19 protein-coding genes are annotated in these 22,261 nt (G+C 65.1%); 11 read left to right on the top strand and 8 right to left on the bottom strand.

Annotated features, from left to right (window positions below; all coding sequences use genetic code 11):
• The first annotated feature begins 151 nt into the window (after positions 1–151).
• The 3 genes from MTR66_RS14235 to tilS all read left to right on the top strand — a co-directional run bounded on the left by MTR66_RS14235 (position 152) and on the right by tilS (position 3,457).
• Positions 152–1,366 carry a helix-turn-helix domain-containing protein gene (locus MTR66_RS14235; RefSeq protein WP_243922176.1) on the top strand — a complete coding sequence of 405 codons (1,215 nt, stop codon included), beginning with the start codon at positions 152–154 and terminating at the stop codon, positions 1,364–1,366.
• A 161-nt stretch (positions 1,367–1,527) separates the two neighbouring features.
• The gene (locus MTR66_RS14230; RefSeq protein ID WP_243922174.1) at positions 1,528–2,481 is read left to right on the top strand and encodes a tetratricopeptide repeat protein; all 954 of its coding nucleotides are present in this window, start codon (positions 1,528–1,530) and stop codon (positions 2,479–2,481) included.
• The gene (gene tilS / locus MTR66_RS14225; RefSeq protein WP_243922172.1) at positions 2,462–3,457 is read left to right on the top strand and encodes a tRNA lysidine(34) synthetase TilS; all 996 of its coding nucleotides are present in this window, start codon (positions 2,462–2,464) and stop codon (positions 3,455–3,457) included. The genes MTR66_RS14230 and tilS overlap by 20 nt, the downstream gene beginning before the upstream one ends.
• A 24-nt stretch (positions 3,458–3,481) precedes the next feature.
• Here tilS and MTR66_RS14220 read toward each other — a convergent pair whose 3' ends face one another.
• The 3 genes from MTR66_RS14220 to MTR66_RS14210 all read right to left on the bottom strand — a co-directional run bounded on the left by MTR66_RS14220 (position 3,482) and on the right by MTR66_RS14210 (position 6,645).
• Complete coding sequence (locus MTR66_RS14220; RefSeq protein ID WP_243922170.1) at positions 3,482–4,150, bottom strand: L,D-transpeptidase family protein; 669 nt, start codon at positions 4,148–4,150, stop codon at positions 3,482–3,484.
• A 198-nt stretch (positions 4,151–4,348) separates the two neighbouring features.
• Entirely contained in the window at positions 4,349–5,911 is a 1,563-nt protein-coding gene (locus MTR66_RS14215; protein ID WP_243922168.1) for an AMP-binding protein, read from the bottom strand.
• Positions 5,912–6,021: 110 nt separating this feature from the next.
• The gene (locus tag MTR66_RS14210) at positions 6,022–6,645 is read right to left on the bottom strand and encodes a TetR/AcrR family transcriptional regulator (RefSeq protein ID WP_243922166.1); all 624 of its coding nucleotides are present in this window, start codon (positions 6,643–6,645) and stop codon (positions 6,022–6,024) included.
• Positions 6,646–6,757: 112 nt separating this feature from the next.
• On the opposite strand from MTR66_RS14210, the gene MTR66_RS14205 reads away from it, so the two are divergent.
• The 3 genes from MTR66_RS14205 (at position 6,758) to MTR66_RS14195 (ending at position 11,349) form a co-directional block, all read left to right on the top strand.
• The gene (locus MTR66_RS14205) at positions 6,758–9,118 is read left to right on the top strand and encodes a TonB-dependent receptor (protein ID WP_243922164.1); all 2,361 of its coding nucleotides are present in this window, start codon (positions 6,758–6,760) and stop codon (positions 9,116–9,118) included.
• Between the two features lie 94 nt (positions 9,119–9,212).
• Positions 9,213–10,082, top strand: coding sequence for an alpha/beta fold hydrolase (locus tag MTR66_RS14200; protein WP_243922162.1), 870 nt, complete (start codon positions 9,213–9,215; stop codon positions 10,080–10,082).
• Between the two features lies 1 nt (position 10,083).
• Positions 10,084–11,349 carry a spinster family MFS transporter gene (locus tag MTR66_RS14195; RefSeq protein ID WP_243922160.1) on the top strand — a complete coding sequence of 422 codons (1,266 nt, stop codon included), beginning with the start codon at positions 10,084–10,086 and terminating at the stop codon, positions 11,347–11,349.
• A 15-nt stretch (positions 11,350–11,364) separates the two neighbouring features.
• Here MTR66_RS14195 and MTR66_RS14190 read toward each other — a convergent pair whose 3' ends face one another.
• The 3 genes from MTR66_RS14190 to MTR66_RS14180 all read right to left on the bottom strand — a co-directional run bounded on the left by MTR66_RS14190 (position 11,365) and on the right by MTR66_RS14180 (position 15,013).
• Complete coding sequence (locus MTR66_RS14190) at positions 11,365–12,687, bottom strand: dicarboxylate/amino acid:cation symporter (RefSeq protein ID WP_243922158.1); 1,323 nt, start codon at positions 12,685–12,687, stop codon at positions 11,365–11,367.
• 102 nt (positions 12,688–12,789) lie between these two features.
• Positions 12,790–14,337, bottom strand: coding sequence for a sensor histidine kinase (locus tag MTR66_RS14185; protein ID WP_243922156.1), 1,548 nt, complete (start codon positions 14,335–14,337; stop codon positions 12,790–12,792).
• Between the two features lie 10 nt (positions 14,338–14,347).
• A complete protein-coding gene (locus MTR66_RS14180; RefSeq protein ID WP_243922154.1) occupies positions 14,348–15,013 on the bottom strand; it encodes a response regulator in 666 nt (221 codons plus the stop codon).
• 746 nt (positions 15,014–15,759) lie between these two features.
• On the opposite strand from MTR66_RS14180, the gene MTR66_RS14175 reads away from it, so the two are divergent.
• The 4 genes from MTR66_RS14175 (at position 15,760) to MTR66_RS14160 (ending at position 21,029) form a co-directional block, all read left to right on the top strand.
• A complete protein-coding gene (locus MTR66_RS14175) occupies positions 15,760–18,456 on the top strand; it encodes a TonB-dependent receptor plug domain-containing protein (RefSeq protein ID WP_243922152.1) in 2,697 nt (898 codons plus the stop codon).
• Between the two features lie 108 nt (positions 18,457–18,564).
• A complete protein-coding gene (locus tag MTR66_RS14170; RefSeq protein WP_407673055.1) occupies positions 18,565–19,380 on the top strand; it encodes a sulfite exporter TauE/SafE family protein in 816 nt (271 codons plus the stop codon).
• 34 nt (positions 19,381–19,414) lie between these two features.
• Complete coding sequence (locus MTR66_RS14165; RefSeq protein ID WP_243922150.1) at positions 19,415–20,602, top strand: pyridoxal phosphate-dependent aminotransferase; 1,188 nt, start codon at positions 19,415–19,417, stop codon at positions 20,600–20,602.
• Positions 20,603–20,825: 223 nt separating this feature from the next.
• A complete protein-coding gene (locus MTR66_RS14160) occupies positions 20,826–21,029 on the top strand; it encodes a hypothetical protein (protein WP_243922148.1) in 204 nt (67 codons plus the stop codon).
• Between the two features lie 57 nt (positions 21,030–21,086).
• On the opposite strand, the gene MTR66_RS14155 is transcribed toward MTR66_RS14160, so the two are convergent.
• Both MTR66_RS14155 and MTR66_RS14150 read right to left on the bottom strand, forming a co-directional pair.
• Positions 21,087–21,551: a J domain-containing protein gene (locus MTR66_RS14155; protein WP_243922146.1), complete on the bottom strand. Its 465-nt coding sequence runs from the start codon at positions 21,549–21,551 to the stop codon at positions 21,087–21,089.
• Entirely contained in the window at positions 21,548–21,838 is a 291-nt protein-coding gene (locus tag MTR66_RS14150) for a Rieske 2Fe-2S domain-containing protein (protein WP_243922143.1), read from the bottom strand. Before MTR66_RS14150 ends, MTR66_RS14155 begins: the two co-directional genes overlap by 4 nt.
• Here MTR66_RS14150 and MTR66_RS14145 point away from each other — a divergent pair.
• Positions 21,837–22,250 (top strand): hypothetical protein, encoded by a 414-nt coding sequence (locus MTR66_RS14145; protein WP_243922141.1) that lies wholly within the window; start codon positions 21,837–21,839, stop codon positions 22,248–22,250. The genes MTR66_RS14150 and MTR66_RS14145 overlap by 2 nt on opposite strands.
• Positions 22,251–22,261: the final 11 nt, after the last annotated feature.

The raw sequence follows: 22,261 nt of genomic DNA, 5'->3' as shown, positions 1-22,261 counted from the left end.
CTGTCATCCGGCGCCCGTATGCCGCACGCAGGGCGGCGCTGGCCGCAATATAATCAACCATTTTCTCGCCACCCGATTGACTTTGGGCGGCGGGACGGTTTGGTTATGTATTGCTTACGGGAAATAATGATCAAATTCCTTCGGGAGCCGCATGGATAGCGAGAATACCGATAGCCAGGGGCAGGCAGGTCTTGCGCCGACCGCCGGGGACATGTTGCGTTCCGCAAGGGAAGCGGCAGGGCTGACGCGCGCCGATATCTCGTCGCAGACGAAAATCGCCGAGCGTCATCTTTGCGCTATCGAGGAAGACCGTTTCGGTGATCTGGCGGCCCGCACGTATGCCGTTGGTTTTGCCCGGGCCTATGCACGTGCGCTGGGGCTGGACGAGGCGGAGGTTGCGACGGCTGTCCACGCCCAGATCGATGCCGAGGAAGCCAGCGGCGAGGAACCCGTATCGAGCTTCGAGCCGGGCGATCCGGCACGCGTGCCGCCGGTGCGGCTGGCGTGGCTTGCCGCGGGCGGCGCGGTTGTCGTCATCGCGCTGCTGCTGATGTTCTGGAGCAGTTTTCTGTCCCCCGAAGGCAAGCTTCCCGATCTGCTGCCGCCCGAAACTCCGGCACCGGAGGCAAGCGCTCCCGTGGCGGCGCCGGAACCTTTGCCCACACCGGCAGCCAGCGATGGCCCGGTGGTCCTGACGGCGACGGCCAATGGTGTGTGGATCAAGGTGACGGACGGCAGTGGCAAGCAACTGCTGCAAAAGAGGCTTGCCAAGGGCGAAAGCTGGACCGTGCCTGCGGATGCCCGCGCGCCGCAGTTGCGCACCGGGCGGCCCGATGCCTTGCAGATTACCGTAGGCGGCAAGGCCATTCCGCCGCTGTCCACGCGCCCCGAGACGGTATCGGGCGTGTCGCTTGCCGGTCCGGTCCTGCTGGCCCGCAGCACGGCAACGCCAACCCCGTCCGCGACCCCGGCCCCACAGCCCGCAAGGCGCCCTGCCGTGCGCCGTACTGCGCAAAGCACGCCCGAGCCGGAGCCTTCGCCGCAAGTCACAGCGCCGCGTCAGACCGCTTCTGCGGTACCGGCCCCGCAGACGCAGGCCCCCCGCACGGCGGCGCCGGGCCGGACAACAGCTCCTGCCCCGGCTGCGTCGTCCACGCCGCGTCCTGGTGGCACATCATCGGCCCGGCCGTCTTCCGCACCGTCCTCTGCTGCGCCATCGCCCCGGCCGGGCGCCACCCAGAGCCCGGCGCCCACCCAGTCCCCGGCGCCGCCGTCCACCACCCCGGCGCCCACGGCGAACGCGGCTCCCTCGCCAACACCGCAGGCGGGCCAGACGGCGGCTCCTCTTTCCACGGTTTCCGACTAGCTGCCCTCGACAGGTTGCAGGACTTGCGGCAAAAATCCTGATGGTTATGGCCTTGGTTAATGTTCCGTTCCGTGCGCTTCTGCCAGGTGGTGGCAAGCCTGGCGCGGGCGGTCCAGGGTTCGCCCCATGCCGGGGTGTTGGGACACGGAGTTGAATTGGCAATGAAAGCTTCTTTTGGCGGTACGCTGGCCGCGCGACTGCTGGCGACGGCGGCTGCGGCCTCGATGCTGGTCGCAGGCGCGGTGCCTGCGATGGCCCAGGAAAACGTCGACGGGCGGCTGAAGAAAGTCGAGGCGGAAGTGCGCGCGCTGCAGCGCAAGGTGTTCCCGGGCGGGGACAGCAAGTTCTTCGAGCCGGAAATCAAACCGGCCGCAGTGCCGTCGAGCGCGCCGGGCCAGCCTGCCACGACGCCAGTGACCGATCTCCTGACCCGCATGGATGCGGTCGAGGCGCAGATGGCGCGCCTGACTTCGCAGATCGAGGAAAACAGCAACCGCATCAATCAGCTTGAAACCAAGCTGGCGGGCGGTCTGCAGCCTGCGGCAGCCGCTCCTGCCGAGGCCCCGGCGGAAAGTGCGGAGCCCGCTTCGCAGGCGAACCTGGCGGCGATGACTGGCGGCGCTTCCGCCACGCCCGCCGCTGCGGCGCCTGCTCCGGCCAAACCGGCGGCACCGACCACCAGCCGGATCGAGGCGGTCAAGGCCATCGTCAAGCCGCAGACCGACGATCCGGGCGATGATGAATACAGCTATGGTTTCCGCCTGTGGGATGCGAAGTTCTATCCCGAGGCCGAACAGCAGCTGAAGCTGTTCCTCGAAAAGTATCCCAAGCACCGCCGCGCCAGCTGGGGGCGCAACCTGCTGGGCCGTGCCTATCTCGACGATGGCAATCCGGGCGAGGCGGCCAAGTGGTTCCTGCAGAACTACCAGACCGACAAGCGCGGGGCTCGTGCGCCAGACAGTCTGCTGTACCTTGCGGTTTCGATGAAGGAACTGAAGGACACCAAGCGCGCCTGCATCGCGCTGGCCGAATTCAGCGAGACGTATGCGGCAGAGGCGGCAGGCCGCCTGAACAGCCTCTATACTGCCACGCGCAATGGACTCTCCTGCAGCTGACGGCAGCCTGACGGCCGGTATGGCGGAGCGGCTGCGCACCGGCCTTCGGGAAATCTGGCCCGAAGGCGCGGATGCACCGGAGGCGCGGCTGGGGCTGGCGGTGTCCGGCGGGCCGGACAGTCTGGCCCTGCTGCTGCTGGCCCATGCCGCGCTGCCCGGCCGGATCGAGGCGGCGACCGTCGATCACGGGCTGCGCGCCGAAAGCGCGGGCGAGGCGGCGGAAGTCGCGCGGGTCTGTGCGGAACGGGGCGTGCCGCATGCCACGCTTCCGGTCGAAGTGGCCGGGGGGAATATCCAGGCCGAGGCGCGCGCGGCCCGCTATGCGGCGCTGGCGGACTGGGTGGAAGAGCGCGGGCTTGCCGCCGTCGCCACTGCGCACCATGCCGACGATCAGGCCGAAACGCTGCTGATGCGGCTCAACCGGGCCAGCGGTGTGGCAGGGCTTGCCGGGGCCCGTGCGCGGGGCCGGGTGCCGGACACGCCGATCCCGCTGCTGCGCCCGGTGCTGGACTGGCGCCGCGCCGAGCTGGGCGATGTGGTCCGGGCTGCCGGGCTGGTAGCGGCGGACGATCCCAGCAATGCCAACGACCGCTTCGATCGGGTGCGCATCCGCAAGGCGCTGGCGGGGGCCGATTGGCTTGACGTGCCCGCGCTTGCCCGCAGCGCCGCGCACATTGCCGAGGCCGATGTGGCGCTGGAGTGGATGGCCGGGCTCGAATGGCGTTCCTGCGTGAAGGCCGAGCCGATGGGGCTTCGCTACAAGCCGCAGGCCCCGCGCGCGGTGGCCTTGCGTGTGGTGGCGCGCATCGTGCGCGAACTCGGCGGGGAAGAGCCGCGCGGCAGTGCTGTGGCGCGGCTCGTCGATACGCTGGTGGAAGGCCGTCCCGCGTCGATCGGCGAACTGGTCGTGCGGCCTAATGCCGGGGGCTGGAGCTTCGCGAAAGCGCCGGTGAGGGCTGCAAAGCGCCGGGGCTGACGGGCGAAAGGACGGGAGCGGGCCTCAGCTTCCCACGAGACTGTCGCCCAGGCCCACCTGCTTGCCGCGCGTGATATAGACCTTGTCGCCCAGATGGGTGATGGCAAAGAGCTTGGCGGCGAAGGGATTGGGCATGCCCACGCAGCCGTGGCTGGCATAACCCTTTTCGACCTTGGAGCCGTGCAGCGTGATCCCGTCGTCGGTCAGCCGCTGCATGTAGGGCATCGGCGCGCCGGTATAGATGTTGGAGACGTGATCGATGTCTTTCTGGGTAATCGGGAAGACGCCCAGCGGTGTCGGCTTGTCTCCGGTGCCCAGCAGCACGGCGGTGGCACCGATCTCGTAACCGTCGCGGAACACGGAGAGCACGCGGGCCTTGAGATCGACGGTAATGACGATGGGGCCCTTGGGCACGCCTGTCTCGTCCCAGTGCCATTCGCCGTACTTGATCGGGCCGCTGATTGGCAGGATCCGCTTGATCACGAAAGGCTCGTTGCTGGCCACGGCTTCCGGCGTGGGGGCCGGTTCCGGTTCGGGGGGCCTGGCTACTGGCGGTGCAGCCTTGGCCGCGGCGGCTTTCGCTTCGGCCAGCGAGGCGGGTTCGGGTGTGGACGGCGATGCGGCCATGACCAGCACGACGGCGATGGCAGCAAGGGCGACAAAGCCCGAGGCAAGAAAGATGCGTCCGTTCACTCAAGCGTTCCCTGGCTATTCCGGGTGCGAATCCCGTCGCCTTCCTTGGCGCATCTTCGCCTAAGACAGCGTAAACCACCAGAGCAGACGTACCGGCGTCCCGCTGCAGGACTGGCGGGAGGCAAAAGTTAACGCAGCTTGATACCCCCGGAGCGGAACGCTCAACCTTCTTCACCGGGAAGGAGGGAAGGGTTACGCTCAGGCCTTGTCTGCATACCTTGCGCGCAGGGCTTTCTTGTCGGGTTTGCCGACCGGGGTCTGCGGAATGGCCTCGGCGAATTCGACCGACTTGGGCGTCTGATAACTTCCCTTGCGTGTGGCGACCGGGCTGCACAGTTCTTCCGTACTGGCGCTCATCCCGGGTTTGAGCACGACTACGGCATGAACCGCCTCGCCCCACTTTTCATGGGGCACGCCGATCACGGCCACTTCGGCGACGGCGGGATGCTCGGCCATCACGTTCTCGATGTCGCGCGGGTAGATGTTGAAGCCGCCTGAAACGATCATGTCCTTGGTGCGGTCGACAATGTGCAGGAACCCGCCGGGATCGCGCACCGCGACATCGCCCGTGTGCAGCCAGCCGTGCTTGAAGGCCTCTGCGGTCAGCTCCGGATCGCGGTAGCCGTCCATCACCAGTGGGCCTTGCACCACGATCTCGCCCGGTTCGCCGTCTGGCACCGGATGACCCTTACTGTCGTGCAGTTCCAGCCGTATCCACGGGCTCGGCTGGCCGCAGGAGGCGAGGCGGTTGAGATCGCCGGGATCGTGATCGCGCTTGCGCATGTAGGTCAGCACCATCGGTGCTTCGGCCTGGCCATAGAACTGGGCGAAAACCGGCCCGATCCGCTCGATCGCTTCCTTGAGCCGCGCCGGGTTGATGGCGGAGGCGCCGTAGAACACCGTCTCCAGGCTGGAGAGATCGAAGTCCCCGAAACGCGGGTGATCGAGCAGGGCGTAGATCATCGTCGGCACCAGCATCATGCAGTTGATGCGGTGGCTTTCGATCATCTGCATCACCTGCACCGGATCGAAGCGCGGCAGGATCAGGAACGTGCCGCCGCGCAGCAGCGCGGGCATGAACATCGCGCCCCCGGCATGGGTGAGCGGCGCGCAGGAAAGGATATCGGGCTTTTCCGGCCATTCCCACACCGCCTGCATGTAGAGCCCGGTGAGAAAGCCCGAACGCTGGCAGCTGGGGATCGCCTTGGGCTTGCCCGTGGTACCGCCCGAATAGCCCAGCCGGATCACGTCGTGCCCGTCCGCTGCCGGGGCGAGCAGTTTTTGCGGCGTGAATCCAGCGGCCAGTTCCTGGATGTTTTCGGCCACCATGCTGTGGCCGATGGCCAATAGGCGGATGCCCGGAATCGCGTGCCCGATCTCCGCGGCGCGGCTTTCGAAGCGCTCGGCGTCGAACAGCAGGACTTTCACGCCCGCATCGCGGATCACGGTGAACTGGTCCGCCAGCGCCGAGAGCGGATGGATCGGCACGTAGAGCGCCGCGAGCAATTGCAGGGCATGCGTGACGTGCAAGCATTCCGGCCGGTTCGGCGCGATTAGCGAGACCCGGTCTCCCGCTGTCACCCCCACCGCTTGCAGCGCCTGGAGGAAGCGGCTGGTCTCGTCGCGCATGTCTGCCACTGTGAGCGTGGGGCCATCAAGCTGCCTGAGCAGCGGGCGGCCGCCGCCGGTGTTCAGCGCATTGGCCAGCACGTCCGCATTGAACAGCGGCCGGTGGACCGTCTCCCAGTCTGACGCCGCCATTGCTTCTCTCCCGGCCTTCATGAACTAGACACTTGTCTAGAAACGAAGGCGGGGCAGAGTCAATCGCCGGGCTGCGCGGTGGTTTGACCGGGAGGGAAAACCGGTGCCTGTCAGGGCTTGCGGGCAATGCCTTCGCGCAGGATCGAACTGGCAAGGTCCGCTATGTCTTCCAGCCCCGCCTCGTCGGACCAGACGGCATAGCGCAGGCCCAGGAACACGTTCATGCCCATGATCGCCCAGGCATGCGCTTCGCCCAGATCCTCGCGCAGCTCGCCCCGGCGTGCGCCTTCGGTCAGGCGTTCGTGAATGCGGCTGGCGGTGGTCTGATAGTGCTGGCGGAAGCTTTCCGGATCGACGAATTCGCACTCGTCGATGATGCGGTAGATTTCCTTGTGCTCGCGCGCGAAGCGCAGAAAGCTGACCAGCGCCGCCCGTTCCGCTTCCAGCGCGGGCCGCTCTTCCCGCAGCGCGTCCTTTGCGGCTTCGCGGACTTTGCCGCTCATGTCGTCCACCAGCGCGCGGAAGATTTCGTCCTTCGAATCGAAGTACGTGTAGAAACTGCCCAGCGCCGTTCCCGCGCGGCGGGTGATGCCGGTGATCGAGGCTTCGTGAAACCCGCGCTCGCCGAATTCGATGGCGGCGGCATCCAGCAGTTTGCGCAAGGTTTTGCGGCCGCGTTCGGTCCGCGGCACCTTGCTGGGCGGGTTGGGTTTGCGCGCGTCTGCTGTGGTCACGAAGATACAGCTAAACCGAGTTTCGCGGCATGGCAAACATTCAAAGTTGAAACATGGTTCAACTATCAATATAGTGACTGCCAACAAAAAAGGTTCATTGGGAGTGTGTGCGATGCGTAAGGCGCGTTTTCTTGCGATTGGTTCGAGTGTGCTGGCCTTGTCCGGCGGTATCGGCGTTTCCGCCCCGGCTCTGGCGCAGGACGCGCCGTCTGAGGCGCAGGCGCCGGAAGAAACCGGGGGTGACATCATCGTCACCGCCCGCCGCCGGGAGGAGCGGCTGGTCGACGTGCCGATCGCCGTTACCACTTTCAGCGGAGAGCAACTGGCCAAATCCGGCGCGATCGACGTGACCGATCTGGCGCAGACGACCCCGAACGTGACGCTGGAGCCATCCCGCGGGACCAACTCGACGCTGTCCGCCTTCATTCGCGGCATCGGCCAGCAGGACCCGGTTTCCGGCTTCGAGCAGGGCGTGGGCATCTATCTGGATGACGTCTACCTCAACCGTCCGCAGGCCGCCGTGCTGGATATCTACGACGTCCAGCGCATCGAGGTACTGCGCGGGCCGCAGGGCACGCTCTATGGCCGCAACACCATCGGCGGCGCGGTGAAGTATGTGACCAAGCCGCTGGCGCAGGACCCGTACCTGAAAGTGAGGGGGACTTACGGCAGCTATGATCAGGCCGATGCCGTGATCACCGCCTCGGCGCCGGTCAGCGATCTCGTGCGCGTCGGCGGTTCACTGGCGCGCCTTTCGCGCGGCGGTTTCGGCAAGAACCTGACGACCGGGGAGGACAACTACAACAAGGATATCTGGGCCGCGCGCGGCACGGTGGAACTGGGCGGCTACGGCGCGCCGGTGACGATCCGCATCAATGGCGACTACACGCACGACAAGTCCAACGCGCGCGGCGGCCACCGTCTGATCCCGGGCTATACCTCGGGCACGCCGGTGCTGAAGGATGTCTATGACACGCAGGGCGGGCTGATCGATCCGAAGCAGGACGTGGAGGCTTATGGCTTCTCGATCAATGCCACTGCCGAACTGACCGATGCGCTGACGCTGCGTTCCATCAGCGCCTGGCGCAAGGACCATTCGGCCTCGCCCATCGATTTCGATGCGCTGCCCGCAGTCGATCTCGATGTGCCTGCTTATTACCGCAACGAGCAGACCAGCCAGGAATTCCAGCTGCTCTACGACGATGGCGGCATGTTCCAGGGCCTGATCGGCGCCTACTACCTCACGGCCAAGGCGGATACGCAGTTCGATGTGCGGCTGTTCACGACAGCTCCGGCGATTCTGCCCGGGTTGACCGCTTTCACGCAGGCGAACGTCGATACGGAAACCTTCGCCGTGTTCGGCGACTTCACGCTGGACTTCACGGACCAGTTGAGTCTTGCGCTCGGCGGCCGGTATACGTGGGATCAGCGCAAGGCTGACATCCTGCGCCAGAACTATCTGCTGGGCGGATCGCCGGTTTTCGGCGGCCCCGGTGTGCCTTTCGGCAGCCCCAGCACGGACTTCTCGGGCAAGGCGACCTTCAAGAAGTTTACACCGCGCGCCTCGCTCAGCTTCAAGCCGACGCCCGATCACAACATCTATGCCAGCTTTTCGCAGGGCTTCAAAGGTGGAGGCTTCGACCCGCGTGGTGTGGGCGTCAACGCGCCCACCACCAATCCCTCGGGTGAACCGAGCGATGCCGAGATTGCACGCTACCTGAGCTTCAAGCCGGAATCGGTCGATAGCTACGAGATGGGTTACAAGGGCAACCTGTTCGGCGGCGGGCTCTACCTGGCGGTCGCAGCGTTTCACATGGATTACAAGGATGTGCAGATTCCCGGTTCGGCAGGCTGCACCGTAGGCGGCGTGGCGACATTCTGCGGCGTCATTACCAATGCGGGCAAGGCCAGGATCGATGGCTTTGAAGTGGAAACCAACGCCCGCGTCGCGCGTGATCTGGCCATATCGGGCGACCGCCTGAGCTTCACCGGCTCGCTGGGCTACATCAACGCGCGTTACAAGGAATACATTACCAACGTTCCCGATCCCGATACGGGCCTGCCTGTGCCGACCGATGTGTCCAGTCAGCGCAAGATCCAGAACACCCCCAAGTGGACCGGCAGCGCCACTCTGGCTTACGATACGCCGCTGGGCGGAGGCGATCTCTCGCTGAGCAGCACGGTGTCCTACCGTTCCAAGACCTATCAGTTCGAAGTGCCGAACCCCTACATCGATCAGAAGGGCTATGCGCTGGTCGATGCCAGTCTGGTCTACACCGCGCCGGGCGGGGGCTGGAGCCTTGGCCTGCATGGCAAGAACCTGTTCGACAAGCAGTATAAGACATCGGGCTATTCCTTCGTCGCGCCTGACGGGGCGGGCGGGCTGGTGCCGACGCTGGGCACCGAAGGCACGCTGACCGCCTTCTACGGCAATCCGCGCCAGGTCTTTGTTACGGCAACGCTGGAGCTATAAGCCGGACTTGTCCGGCCCGTCCGGCGGGTCTTCCGCTTCCTAACCCCCCGCAGGAAGACCCGCCGGACCTTCTCGCCCGAAAAGGATTCATGTCATGACTTACCGCGACCACCGTTACCGCAGCGCCTGCGGACGGCTGGAACTGGCCGCGCGCGATTATCCGGCGGGCGATCCGGCGGCGCCGGTACTGCTGATGATGCACGGGCTCACCCGCAACAGCGCCGATTTCGAGCCGCTCGCGGCGCATCTGGCCGGGCGTTACCGGCTGATCGTGCCCGATCAGCGCGGGCGCGGGTTGTCGGAATGGGATCCCGATCCCGCGCAGTACCGTCCGGACGTCTACGCGCAGGACATGCTGGCGTTGCTGGACGGCCTCGGCATCGCGCGCGCGGGGCTGATCGGCACCTCGATGGGCGGGCTGATGGCCATGGTGATGCAGGCCATGCGGCCGGGGCTCGCCAGCGCGGTGGTGTTCAACGATATCGGCCCGGAACTCGATCCCGCCGGGCTGGCGCGTATTCAGGGCTATGTCGGGCCTTCCGGGGCAATGGCGGACTGGGCCGAGGCCGCCGCGCGCTGCCGGGCGATCAATGCCATGGCCTTTCCGGACTATGGCGGCGCCGAATGGATGGCCTTTGCCCGGCGTACCTGCCGGGAGAATGCGGACGGCACGATTTCCTTCGCCTATGATCCGGCGATATCGAGCAGCGTGGAAGGGGACGATCCGCAAACCGTGCCGCTGGATATGTGGCCGGTGTGGGAGCTGCTCGATGCCACGCCGGTGCTGGTGGTGCGCGGGGAACTGTCCGATCTTTTGAGCGCCGGGACCGAGCGCATGATGGCGCAGCGCCACTCGGGGCCCTATGCCAGCGTCGAAGTGCCGCGCACCGGTCATGCCCCCATGCTCGACGAGCCAGTGGCGCTGGCTGCGGTCGAGGCGTTCTGCAAGGACTATGTGACCTGACATGACCACGGCGAAGCAGACAAACGGCACGAGTCCCAATCTGGTTCTGGCGATGCTGCTGCTCGTCTACATCTTCAATTTCGTAGACCGGCAGATCCTGGCGATCCTGGCCGCGCCGATCCAGGCGGATCTGGGGCTCGACGATGCGCAGATGGGAATGCTCGGCGGCGTTGCTTTCGCGATCCTCTATTCGACGCTGGGCGTGCCGCTGGCCTCGCTCGCGGACCGCACCAGCCGGTCCTGGGTGATTACCGGTTCGCTGGTGATCTGGAGCCTGTTCACCGCTCTGTGCGCTCTGGCGCAGGGGTTCTGGCACATTTTCCTGGCCCGGCTCGGCGTCGGCGTGGGGGAAGCTGGGGGCGTGGCGCCGTCCTATGCCGTGATCGGCGATCACTTTCCCAGCGAGCGGCGCGCCTTCGCGCTTTCGGTCTATTCGCTGGGCATTCCGCTCGGTTCGGCGCTGGGCGTGCTGGCGGGCGGCTATGTCGCGGCGCGGGTGGACTGGCGCGCCGCGTTTCTGGTTGTCGGGCTGGCGGGCCTGCTGATCGCACCGCTGTTCCGCATGATCGTGCGCGACAGGCCCAAGCCCGCGGCCAGCCCCGGCGCGCCGTCCGCGGCCGGGCTGGGGGCGGTGGCGGCGGTGCTGGCGTGCAAGAAGGCGTTCTGGCTGCTCAGCTTCGGCGCGGCGTCGAGTTCGATGCTGGGCTATGGCCTGGCCTTCTGGCTGCCGAGCCTGCTGCAGCGCAGTTTCGGGCTCGATCTGGTGCATACTTCATGGTTCATCGGCGCGGTGTTGCTGATCGGGGGGAGCGTGGGCGTGCTTTCCGGCGGCGCGCTCGCGGACCGTCTCGGCAGTGCGGACCGCGCATTCTACGGCTGGGTTCCGGCCATCGCCTACGTGGTGGCGGTGCCGTTGTTCGCGGGCGGCATCTGGACTTCCAGCGTGCTGTTCGCCTTCCTGCTGTTTCTGGTGCCGCAGGCGCTGGCTTACGTCTGGCTGGGGCCAGTGACGAGCGCGGTGCAGCATCTTGTAGAGCCGCCCGCGCGTGCGACCGCCTCGGCGTTGTTCCTGCTCATCAACAACCTGATCGGGCTGGGTGGCGGCATCTACGCTCTGGGTCAGCTTTCCACGCTGCTGACGCCGCACTTCGGCCATGAGGCGCTGCGCTATGCGATGCTCTGGGCGCTGGGGCTCTATCTGCTGGCGGCGCTGCTGATGGCGCTCGCCGGGCCCGCGCTGCGGCGTGAATGGGTGGCCGAGCGCTGAGCGCCTGATCCCCGCTCAGGGCAGGTCGTGCGTCACCACATGAACATCGCGGGGCGCGACGACCGGTTCGCGGGAAATCGCCACGGCAATCGCCAGATCGCCCACCACGTTGACGACCGTGCGGAACATGTCGAGCAGGCGGTCCACGCTGATGACAAGGCCGATGCCCTCGGGCGGCAGGCCGGTCAGCGCCAGCACGGTGGCGACGGCGGGCAGCCCGCCTGCGGGAACGCCCAGCGTGCCCATGCCCGCCAGTGCGGCGACGGCGAAGACGAGCGCCTGCTGGTCGAGCCGCAGATCCATCCCGAAGAACTGCCCGACGAACAGTACGGTAACAGCGATATAGATCGTGGTGCCGCTCTGGTTGGCGACAGTCCCCAGACCCAGCACCGGCCGCACCACCGGGCCCGGCAGGCCCAGGTCCGTCTCCGCGACTTTCAGGGCCGTGGGCAGCGTGGCGTTCGAGGATGAGGTGCAAAACGCGATCACTGCGGCTTCGTGCACGCTGCGCAGGAATGCGGCGGGGGCCAGTTCGCCGCGCATCCACACGACGATAAAGAATGTGATGACGATCTGCAGCGCCAGTGCGGCCAGCACGACGGCGATATAGGCGCTGAGATAGACCAGCAGGTGCCAGCCGAACATCACTGTCATGTCGAACATGAAACAGGCGACGGCGAGCGGCGCGAAGCGCGTGACCAGCCGCACTGCCCGCATGCCGACATCGAACAATCGCTCGCAGGTGCTGACCAGCCAGCGCCCGCTCTGCTTGCGCAGCAGGGGCAGGGCGGCGGCGATCGCGAACGACAGGATCACCATGATCATGATCCATCCGTTTACGGAGCGGAAGCCCGGCGCGAGATCGATCAGCCCGCGCGGCATCGCGGGCAAGTGCGCGGCGACGAGTTGCTGGCCGATTTCGGGGGGAATGCCATCGCCGGGACGGAACAGGTTGGCCATGGCCAGTCCGATCAGCGCGGCCGAGGCGGAGACTGCCGTCATGTAGATCAGCGTCGTCGCGATCAGGCCCTGCATGCCCGCATTGCCGCGAATGCGCGAAAGGCCGGTAACGATGGCCGAAAACAGCAGGGGGGCGATCAGCAGGAACAGCACGCTGAGGAAGAGCTGTTCCACCGGACGCACGAACCAGGTGAGGATCTGTTCCGTCAGCGAATGAAGGGGCGCGGTATATTCGACCAGCGTGCCCGCCCCGGTCCCTATTGCAAACCCGAGGAACAGCAGCATGTGCGGCCGCAGTCTCAGCCAGCTGCCGTTCGCGGGCGGCGGAGCCGCGGGCGCCCCCGTCTGGGGGCCGGTCGGGAAGTCAGGTCGCCTCATGTGGCAAGCGTCATCCTCTGGGGGTTGCAGGCCTGCTGTCCGGGCCGCGAAGGAAGTTCGGCTGCTGAATAGCGCAACATTTCGGTTAGTTCAGAAACCCTGTCAGCAAGCTGTCATCTGGGCGTCTTGCGGAAAATAAGTGCCGGACGGAACTTCAAGTCCGGGGTCCGGCGGGCGGAACACGATTGTGGCCTTCACACCCCGGCCGCCCGCGCCATCGGCCAGAGTGACTTGCGCGCCCATGCGCTCGCCCAGCGCGCGCACGATGGGCAGCCCCAGCCCGCTGCCGGACGGCGCTGTGGCCGAGGGCGCACGGTAGAAACGCTCCCAGACTTTCTCGCGGTCGGCGGGGGCGATGCCGGGGCCATCGTCCTCGATTTCCACTACGGGTTCGCCTTCGCGCAGGAGAACCCGTACCGTCACGGTGCCGTCGGCGCGGTTATAGCGGATGGCGTTGTCGAGCAGGTTGCTGATCATTTCCGTTGCCAGCATCCGGTCGCCGAGCGCCATGATCGCGGCGGCATCGGTTTCGAAACCGATATCCATGGCACCTGTGTCCGGGTGCGTGACCCGGCTGGCGACGATCCCGGCGGTTACCCCGGTCAGCTCGAACGCCTCGAAAGATCCGGTGTCCCGGCCCTGCTCGTCCATTCTCGCCAGCGAGATAAGCTGCGCCAGCAGCCGTTCGAGCGAATCGACCGCCGCGCCGATGTCCGCCAGCGCCGTGGCGCCTTGCGGAGAGGAGGGACCGTAGCGGTTCAGCACATCGACATGGACGCGCACGATGGCCAGAGGCGTGCGCAACTGGTGCGAGGCGTTGGAGGTGAATTCGCGCAGCGAGCCGATGGCGCGTTCGGTGCGGGCCATCAGCTCGTTGAAGGCGGAGGCCAGCAACAGCGCCTCGCGCGGGGCATCGGAAGCCAGCGTCAGGCGCACGTTTGCAGTGGAGGGACGGCGTGCGGCGCTGATCTGGCGGGTGAGCGAGGCGAACGGGCCGAGGCCCCAGGTGACGGCCCCGTAAAACAGCAGAACGGCCGCCATGACGATGAGAACGCCCGCCCCGGCGACGCGCAGGAAGTAGGTCTGTTCATAGGCCTGCCGGTCATCGAGAAAATCGGCGACCTGAATGACGACCGGGCGGGTAAAGCCGGGCAGGGTGCGGATCTCGGTGGCGATGCGGACGGACCGGTCTTCCAGCACGGCATCGCGCAGATAGGCGGCCTGTATCACCCCCTTTGCATCGCGCGCGTCGACATATCCCTGCACCAGCTGCGTATCGCGGTAGCTGCGGGGAAAGCTGGCGGGTTGATGGCGCGGCATTTTCGCGCCGGGGGCGGGATTGTAATCGCCGGGCGGGGTCAGCCAGGCCATGCCCGCGACCAGATGATCGCCTTCATAGACGCTGTAGTGGGACACCGGCGTCATCTGGCTTTGCAGGAGGTGGATGGCCAGCGGCAGGAGCTGGTGCCGCGCCGACGTGTCGGTGTTGATCGCCCGGCTGATCATCGTCACCGAACCGACGAGCGTGCGATCCGACGCGTTCGACAAGGTGCGGTGGATCATCCAGCAGGTAATGCCGCCGAACGTGATGGCCAGCGCCACGAGCGGCATCATTACCGCCGCGGTCAGGCGGGCGCGCAGCGAAGTCATGGGCGCAAGGTCAGTTGCCTTCTAGCATGTATCCCAGCCCCCGCACTGTGCGGATGACCGGGCCGTGGGGCATGAGCTTGCGCCGCAGGCGGCCGACATAGACATCGAGTGCGTTGGGCGCGACGGCGTCGGTGAAATTGAAGACTTCGGCCGTCAGGCATTCGCGCGTGACCACTTTGCCGGGGCGCCCCATCAGGGTTTCCAGCACGGCCAGTTCGCGGCGGCGCAGTTCCACGACCGAACGGTCGAGATGGACAGTGCGGGTCGAGCGGTCGAAGCTGAGGCAGCCGACGCGCAGCACCGGGTCCGGGGAACCCAGGCTGCGGCGGATCAGGGCGCGCGCCCGCGATTCCAGCTCGCGCGGATGGAACGGCTTGGAAAGGTAATCGTCGGCGCCGCGGTCCAGCCCCTCGATACGGTCGTTCACGGCATCGCGCGCAGTCAGGATCAGGATCGGGGTCTGAACCTCGCGGCGGCGCAGCGTGCTCAGCACTTCCAGCCCGTCCATATCGGGCAGGCCCAGGTCGAGCACGACCAGATTATAGGGCTCGTTCGCCAGAACCTCGATCGCTTCCTCGCCCGTGGAGACGAAATCCATGGCGAAACCGGCCGAGGCCATCGATGCTTCCATTCCGCGCGCAAGGCTGCGGTCGTCTTCTACAATCAGTATACGCAACAACTCACTCCCCGAAAACGAGTTGCGGCATCCCCTCCTGTGCAAGGTCTGACCTGACCGCCCCTGCGGCCGGGCCTTCCTAATTCGTAGACTTTTCGAATATTTCTTGATTCGACACTGTTTGGCAAAAACCTGTCATCAAGCTGTCGCTAACCCTGAAATTCTTTTTCCCTGATGCCCTTGAGAGTGACAGCTTGGTGACAGGTCGTCCAGCCTAACTTTCCTGTGTCTGGAGAAAAGTTGACGTATCCAGACGTTCCGAGGTTCCTGCGGTTCTGGCGCGGTAAACGGCGGCGGAAAGGGCGGGGGCTCCCACGGTTGAAAGGGGGGACCAATGGTCAGCCAGTTCGGTCGCAACATCTCGCTGCCTTCGGGTCTGAATAATCATACGTGCAATATTTCGCTTCCGGCATCGTTCGGGGGTGCAGTCATGGCCGTGCCGGCAGCTTTGCGGGCATGACCTTCTAAGGCACCGGGCCGGTCCGGTTCCGCGCCGCCAGAGTTACCGAGAGTTGAGACATGCATCCCGCCGCAGGGACGCGTGCCGCAAGGCGCGCTTCTTGCGGAGCTGAGCTGTTGCGCGCCGTCCGGCTGCCGGCTGCCGGCGGTCCTTCGGAACGAGGCCCATGTTACCGGGCCGAATGAGGGAATTGTATTTAAAAACAGAAGTTAAAAACAAAAAATCCGGATCTCCAGGGAGGGGCCCAGAACAGAAATTCCATTCAACAAGACAGGGGCCGATCCAGATGAAATACAAGGGAACAGCATCCATTGCCGCACTAGCCGTGAGCCTTTGCGCCTGCGTGCATCCGGCGCTGGCGCAAAGTGCCGCATCCATGGTGGCGAGCGGTGCCGAAAGTGCCGCCGCGCCGGATGGTGATGCGGGTGAAGCGATCATTGTTACGGGTACGCGCACAACCGGCATGAAGGCGGCAGACAGCCCGGCGCCGATCCAGATCCTGGACGGAGAGGCGCTGGCGCGCACCGGCCAGCCGGATTTGATCCAGAGCCTGGCGCAGAGCCTGCCTTCGGTGCAGGCGCAGTCTTTCGGCGGTGACTTGCAGGCGATGAACCTGCAGATGAAACTGCGGGGGCTCAGCCCCAATCACACGCTGATCCTGATCAACGGCAAGCGCCGCCACGGCACGGCCAACGTCTCGATCGCGGGCGGCCCTTACGGCGGCAGCGCGGCGCCGGACATGAGCTTCATTCCGAGCGCGGCGATCGGGCACATCGAAGTTCTGCAGGACGGCGCGGCCGCGCAATACGGCACCGATGCGATTGCAGGCGTCATCAACGTCATTCTCAAGGATGCCGATTATGGCGGCAGCGTTACCGCCACGGCGGGCAAGTATTTTGACGGCGGCGGCGAGACGTACAGCATTTCCGGCAATGTCGGCTTCGCACCGATCGAGAATTCCTACGTCAACCTGACGGTCCAGAAGAAGAAGAAGGGCTTCAGCTTCCGCGGCGATGTCGATCCGCGCGTCTATGGCGACAATACCGTTGCGGCGGCGAACCTTGCCAACTATCCCGACGCGGTCAATCAGGCGCACTACCCCTACGTCAACCGCATCCTGGGCGATCCTTACGTCAACCAGACGACGGCAACGTACAACGCGGGTTACCAGTTCGGCGATTTCGAACTCTACAGCTTCGGCAGCTACGGCCACAAATATGCCCGCGCTTATGAGAACTACCGCACGCCGGGCATTGTTACCTCGCATGTCGATGCCAACGGAGACTTCGTGGCTCCGGCCGACTGGTCCGATACGGACACTGTCGTCCCGTTCTATCCCAGCGGTTTCTCCCCGCTTGAGGCCGTGCGTGAAACGGACTGGGCGGTTACCGGCGGCTTCAAGGGCACGGTCGGCCAGCTTGGTTTCGACGTGGCGTCCACTTACGGCCATGACCTTGTCGGCGTCTATGTCGAGAATTCGGGCAACTCCTCGCTCTACCGCGATACCGGCTTCACGCCGACCGAGTTCCACAACGGCGATTTCAAGGCCACGCAGTGGACCAATACCCTCGACCTGACGCTGCCGGTCGAAATCGGGCTCGCTTCGCCGCTGAACCTGGCCGGTGGTATCGAATGGCGCCGTGAGACTTACGGCATTACCGATGGTGATCCGGCATCCTACTACGGCAGCGGCGCGCAGTCGTTCTTCGGCTATGCTCCCGCCAACGCGGGCAGCCATCACCGCACCAATTTCTCGCAATACCTCGACGTTTCGTTCAATCCGGTCGACGACTGGCTCGTCGATGGTGCGGTTCGCCACGAGCACTACAGCGACTTTGGCGATACCACGGTGTTCAAGCTGACCAGCCGCTACGACATCACGCCCACTTTCGCCGTGCGTGGCACCGTCTCGACGGGATTCCGCGCACCGACACTGGGTGAGGGTTTCTATTCGGGCATCTCGGTCGGTCCGAACTCGGTCGGCGGTGTGCTTCCGGCGAACTCGGCGGCGGCGGCGTCGCTGGGTTTCGGCGGGCTGAAGCCTGAAAAGTCGACCAACCTCAGCGCCGGTGTCGTCTTCACGCCGTCCTCGCGCCTGAGCATCACGCTCGACGGTTACTGGATCAAGATCCGCGACCGCATCCTTATCACCGGTTCGTTCTATGGCTTCCGCGGCCAGTACTGCCCGGCAGGCTATTCGGGGGCGAATGCGGGGAGCTGCATTCCCTATACCGAGGACGCCTACAACATTTACAACCAGCAGGCGGTCTACGACGCGGTTTCCTCGGCGCTGGGCGGCACGATCCCGAGCTACGTGCTGATCGACGGCACCGGCGTGGACCGCAACCTGAGCGGCACCGTGCGCATCCAGACTTTCGCCAACGGTGCCGACATGACGACCCGCGGCATCGACTTTACCGCGAAGTACGACATGCTCACCGGCATCGGCCCCATCAACTGGAGCCTGTCCGCCAACTACAACGAGAACAAGGTGGACTCGATCGCGGCGCTGCCTTCGGCGCTCTACACCAGCACCGTGGACCCGACGGCGACGGCGCTGATCGACAAGTTCGCGGTCTGGACACTGGAGAAGAGCACGCCCAAGTTCCGTGCCACGGCTGGCATGTATTGGGAATCGGGCATGTTCAGCGTGAACCTGCGCGAAAGCTACTATTCGAAGGTCTCCAGCCTCAGCACTGCGCCGGGCGGCAGCCCGCTGGCCGGGCAGGCGATTGCGATCCCGGTGAAGGCATCGTTCATCACCGATCTGGAAGTGGGTTTCAAACCGGCCGAGGCGATCAAGATCTCGATCGGTGCGAACAACCTGTTCAACCACTATCCGACCAAGACATCCTATGAGAACATCCGCGCGGCCTATGAAACGGCGGGTTCGAGCAGGTTTGCAACCAGTGTCTATCCCACGGTTTCGCCTTTCGGCATCAACGGTGGATACTACTACGCGCGCCTCGGCGTGAACTTCTGATCCTACGGCAACTGGGCGCCGCTTCGTTACGGCGGAGCGGCGCCGCCTTTTGATGCCCCTGAATTCGTATTGACAAGAATTGGAGTGACGATTGTGCTTATGTCCTCGATGGACTGGCTGATCCCCGCGATAGGATTGCTGGGCGCTGGATTGCTGGCAGGTTTCGCTGGCGGTGTCTTTGGAATCGGCGGCGGCTTCATCGTGGTGCCCGCGCTGCTGATCATGCTGCCGCTGCTGGGCGGTGATCATTCGCAATATGCCCACGTTGCGGTTGCGACATCGGCCGCCACCATCATCGTTACGTCCATCCGCTCGACCCTCAGCCATCACAAGCGCGGCTCGGTCGACTTTGCAGTTCTCAAAAGCTGGGCGCCCTGGATCATTGTCGGTGATGGTATCGGCGTGGTGCTGGCCAGCCATGTCGATGGCACGGTGCTGAAGATGATCTTCGCCACCGGCGTGCTGGCGATGTCGATGGTGTTCCTGCTGCCCCAGCTTTCCAAACTGGTCTTGTCCGATCACATGCCCGGCGGCGCGCTGCGCGTGGGTATTTCGGGCGGGCTGGGCGCCTTTTCCGCACTGCTGGGCATCGGCGGGGGCACGATCGCGATCATGGTCATGACCATGTGCGGGCGCCCGATTCACAAGGCGGTTGGCACGGCCTCGGGAATAGGTACACTCATCGCGGTTCCCGCCACTATCGGTTTCATGATCGTCGGATTTCGTGAGTATGGTCTGCCCTGGGGCTCGCTGGGCTTCGTCAATCTGCCTGCGGCGGCGGCCATAGCCTCGATGTCGATCCTCACGGCCCCGCTCGGTGTGGCGGCGGCCCATTCGCTGCCGCCGAGCGTGCTGAAGCGCGTGTTCGGTGTCTATCTCGTCGTCATTGCCATCGTCATGTTTCGCAGTGCGCTCAAGGTCTGAACGCTGGCGCATTTCATCGGAAGGAGTTCGAATAATGCAGGTTGAGGATACCAGCGTCTTGGAGCGCATCGAAAACAGCGAAGCGGGCGAGGATCTGATCGCGCGCGGCTATTCGCGCCGTCAGATCGGCCGCATCGCCGCGCTGCTGGGCGGCGGCGTGGCTCTCGCCGGAAGCGCGGAATCGGCTTTTGCGCAGCAGTCGGCCAAGGCGGTTGCCGGGGCCGTGCGTATCGGGTCCAACGAATGCTGGACAGGGCCGCTTCCCGCCGGGGCCGAAGCGGCGATGCTGATCGTCGCCAAGGGCAACTGGTACGAGCCCGACGGCGAGCATGCCAAGCTCTTCGATGCGGTGTCCAAGGTGGAAGGCGTGCCGGTGGAGCGTATCCTGGCCTGGCCGGGTTCCAGCGATCCGCTCGCCCGCGTTCCGATCACGTTTGCATCGCCCAAGCGCGGCATTGTAACCGCCGATCCGACCTACGAATCGATCTGGCGCACTGGCGCGTGGATCGGTGCCAAGGTGACCAAGGTTCCGCTCACGTCCGATTACCGCCACGATGTGAAGGCCATGCTGGCCGCCGATCCCAATGCGGGCGTTTACTACATCTGCTCGCCCAACAACCCCACCGGCACGATCACCCCGGTAGAGGACATCCTGTGGCTGGCTGAGAACAAGCCCAAGGACGCGGTCGTGCTGGTGGACGAGGCCTATGTGCACTGGTCCGACACACCGCGTGCGGCCAGGCTGGCGGTTGAGCGCGACGACGTGCTGGTGATGCGCACGTTCTCGAAGCTGTTCGGCATGGCCGGCATGCGCCTCGGCCTGACTTTCGCCTCGCCTGCGCTGCATGAAAAGATGATGCGTTATGACGGCAGGCAGGTCACGAACATGCTGCCGATGACGGCGGTGGCCTGCGGCACGGCATCGGTCCCGCTTGCCGCGCAGATCAAGGCCCGCGCCGCGCAGATGGTCTCGGCGCGCGAAATGGCGATCGCCCATGTCCAGAAGCGCGGCCTGAAGGTGATTCCGGGCAGCCACGCGAACATGTTCATGGTGGAATGGAAGGGCAAGACGCCCAAGGAAATGATGGCGGCTTTCCTGGAGCAGGGCGTGCAGATCGGCCGTTCGTGGACGGCCTATCCGCAGATGTCGCGCGTCACTGTCGGGTCTGCGGAGGACATGCAGAAGTTCTGCCTGGCTCTCGACAAGATCCTGATGGCCTGACCTTCCCCTCACCTGCTTGAGAGGGCGCACCGCCGCGTGCGCAAGATACCCGGGCAGCCCGTTACTCCAGCCGGGCCTGTCCGGGTATCGTTTGTTCGGGCGGCGCCTTTCGGGCGGCCTGAATGGCAGGAATCTTGCTTGTCGCCCGCCGGCGCGGGGGCAAAAGGCCCTCGCGCCGTTGTTTTGTCCGAAAGGCAACACATACGCGCAGGAGCGAAGTATAATGGCGGATCATAAGGTTACGGTAGAGCAACTGCCCAGCGGCAAATGGGCCTGTTTCCTGCACCTGCCGGGGGTGGATGACCCGGTCAATCTGGGCAAGGAGTTCAAGAGCGAGGAACGGGCCGAAACCTGGCTCGACGTGTCAGAGGCGATGACGGCGATCGACGTCATGGTCCGCAAGTACGCGCAGCCCGACAAGGTCTGACGCGAACTGATACCCAGGCGCTGCCACGTTCCGGCGGCGTCTGGGCTCTTCTTCCGTTCACACCGCCATGCCGAGCCGTTCGAGCAGCGTGTCACGGGCTTCGGAGATGCGGTGATAGTGCGTGCTGCTGCCGCCTGCATCGGGGTGAGCGGTCTTGGCCAGCCGCCGGAACGCGGCGTTGATCTGTGCCGCATCGAGAATGCCTTCTTCCGGCAGGTCCAGCGTACCGCGGTGTTCGCTTTCGCTATCGGCAAAGGTGGCGTGCATCAGTTGGGCACGCCGTTTCTCCCGCGCTGCCATGCGCAGGCCGGTCTGGTCCTCCTGCCAGCGCTGACGCGACATCACCAGGCATTCGCCAAAGGCGATCCGTCCCTGCGCTTCCAGTTCATCGAGCCGGAACGGCCCGACAACATCGTAGGGCTCGGCCAGGAAAGCCTCGCCGCCGTCGACGCGGCCGATGGCCACCATGTCGAGGATACCCATCGAACCGTTCCAGATGACCCAGTCAGCCGCCGCCGTCATGCCGGAGGCCGTGCGGCTTTCACCGGGCCGGTATCGACAAGGATCTCGTCTCCCTCCACCTGCAGGGGGTAGGGATGGAGCGTGTTGCGTACTGCATGGGTTACGCATTTGCCGCTGGCGCTGTCGAACCCCCAGGCGTGATGGGGGCAAGTCACGGTCTGCCCGTCGAAATTCGCCTCGTCGAGCGGCACGTCCGCATGGGGGCAGCGCCCGCGATAGGCCTTCAACTCGCCGCCGTTGGGCCAGAGCAGCAGCACGCTTTTCTTGCCTGCGCGAAAGAAGCCCATGCCGCCTTCGCTGATCGCGTTTGTGGGACAGATTGAAGTGAATGCCATCGCGCTTGCCTTCCTGCCGGGGGTGTTCGCGTGCCCGGAATGCAAGGATCGAACCACTGTGGATTTGCCGGAAAACTGCGACATTCGGGCGGGGGAGTGTCGCAAAAGCGACAGCGGCAGAGGGGAATTCGGCCAAAAACTGCGGCGGGCGGGGTGGCACCGGTTTTGCGTGCTGCCCCGTGAGGGCGGAAACAGACGGACAGGATACATGCAAAGCAAGCCCGGTGAGGACGACTACCTGGCCCTGTTCGGTCAATACCGGCAGGATTTCGGCGATGTCTACATGGAGCCGGAAGACGAACGCTTCCGCTTGTTGTTCGATCAGATCTGCCTGTCCGGCGTCAGCGCCCATGGCACAGATTAGGGGTTGAGATT

This window comes from Novosphingobium beihaiense, assembly GCF_022832375.1.
In the GTDB taxonomy this organism is placed as follows: domain Bacteria; phylum Pseudomonadota; class Alphaproteobacteria; order Sphingomonadales; family Sphingomonadaceae; genus Novosphingobium; species Novosphingobium beihaiensis.
The sequence above is the reverse complement of the archived record's forward strand: the minus strand, read 5'-3'. Positions and strand labels throughout refer to the sequence as shown.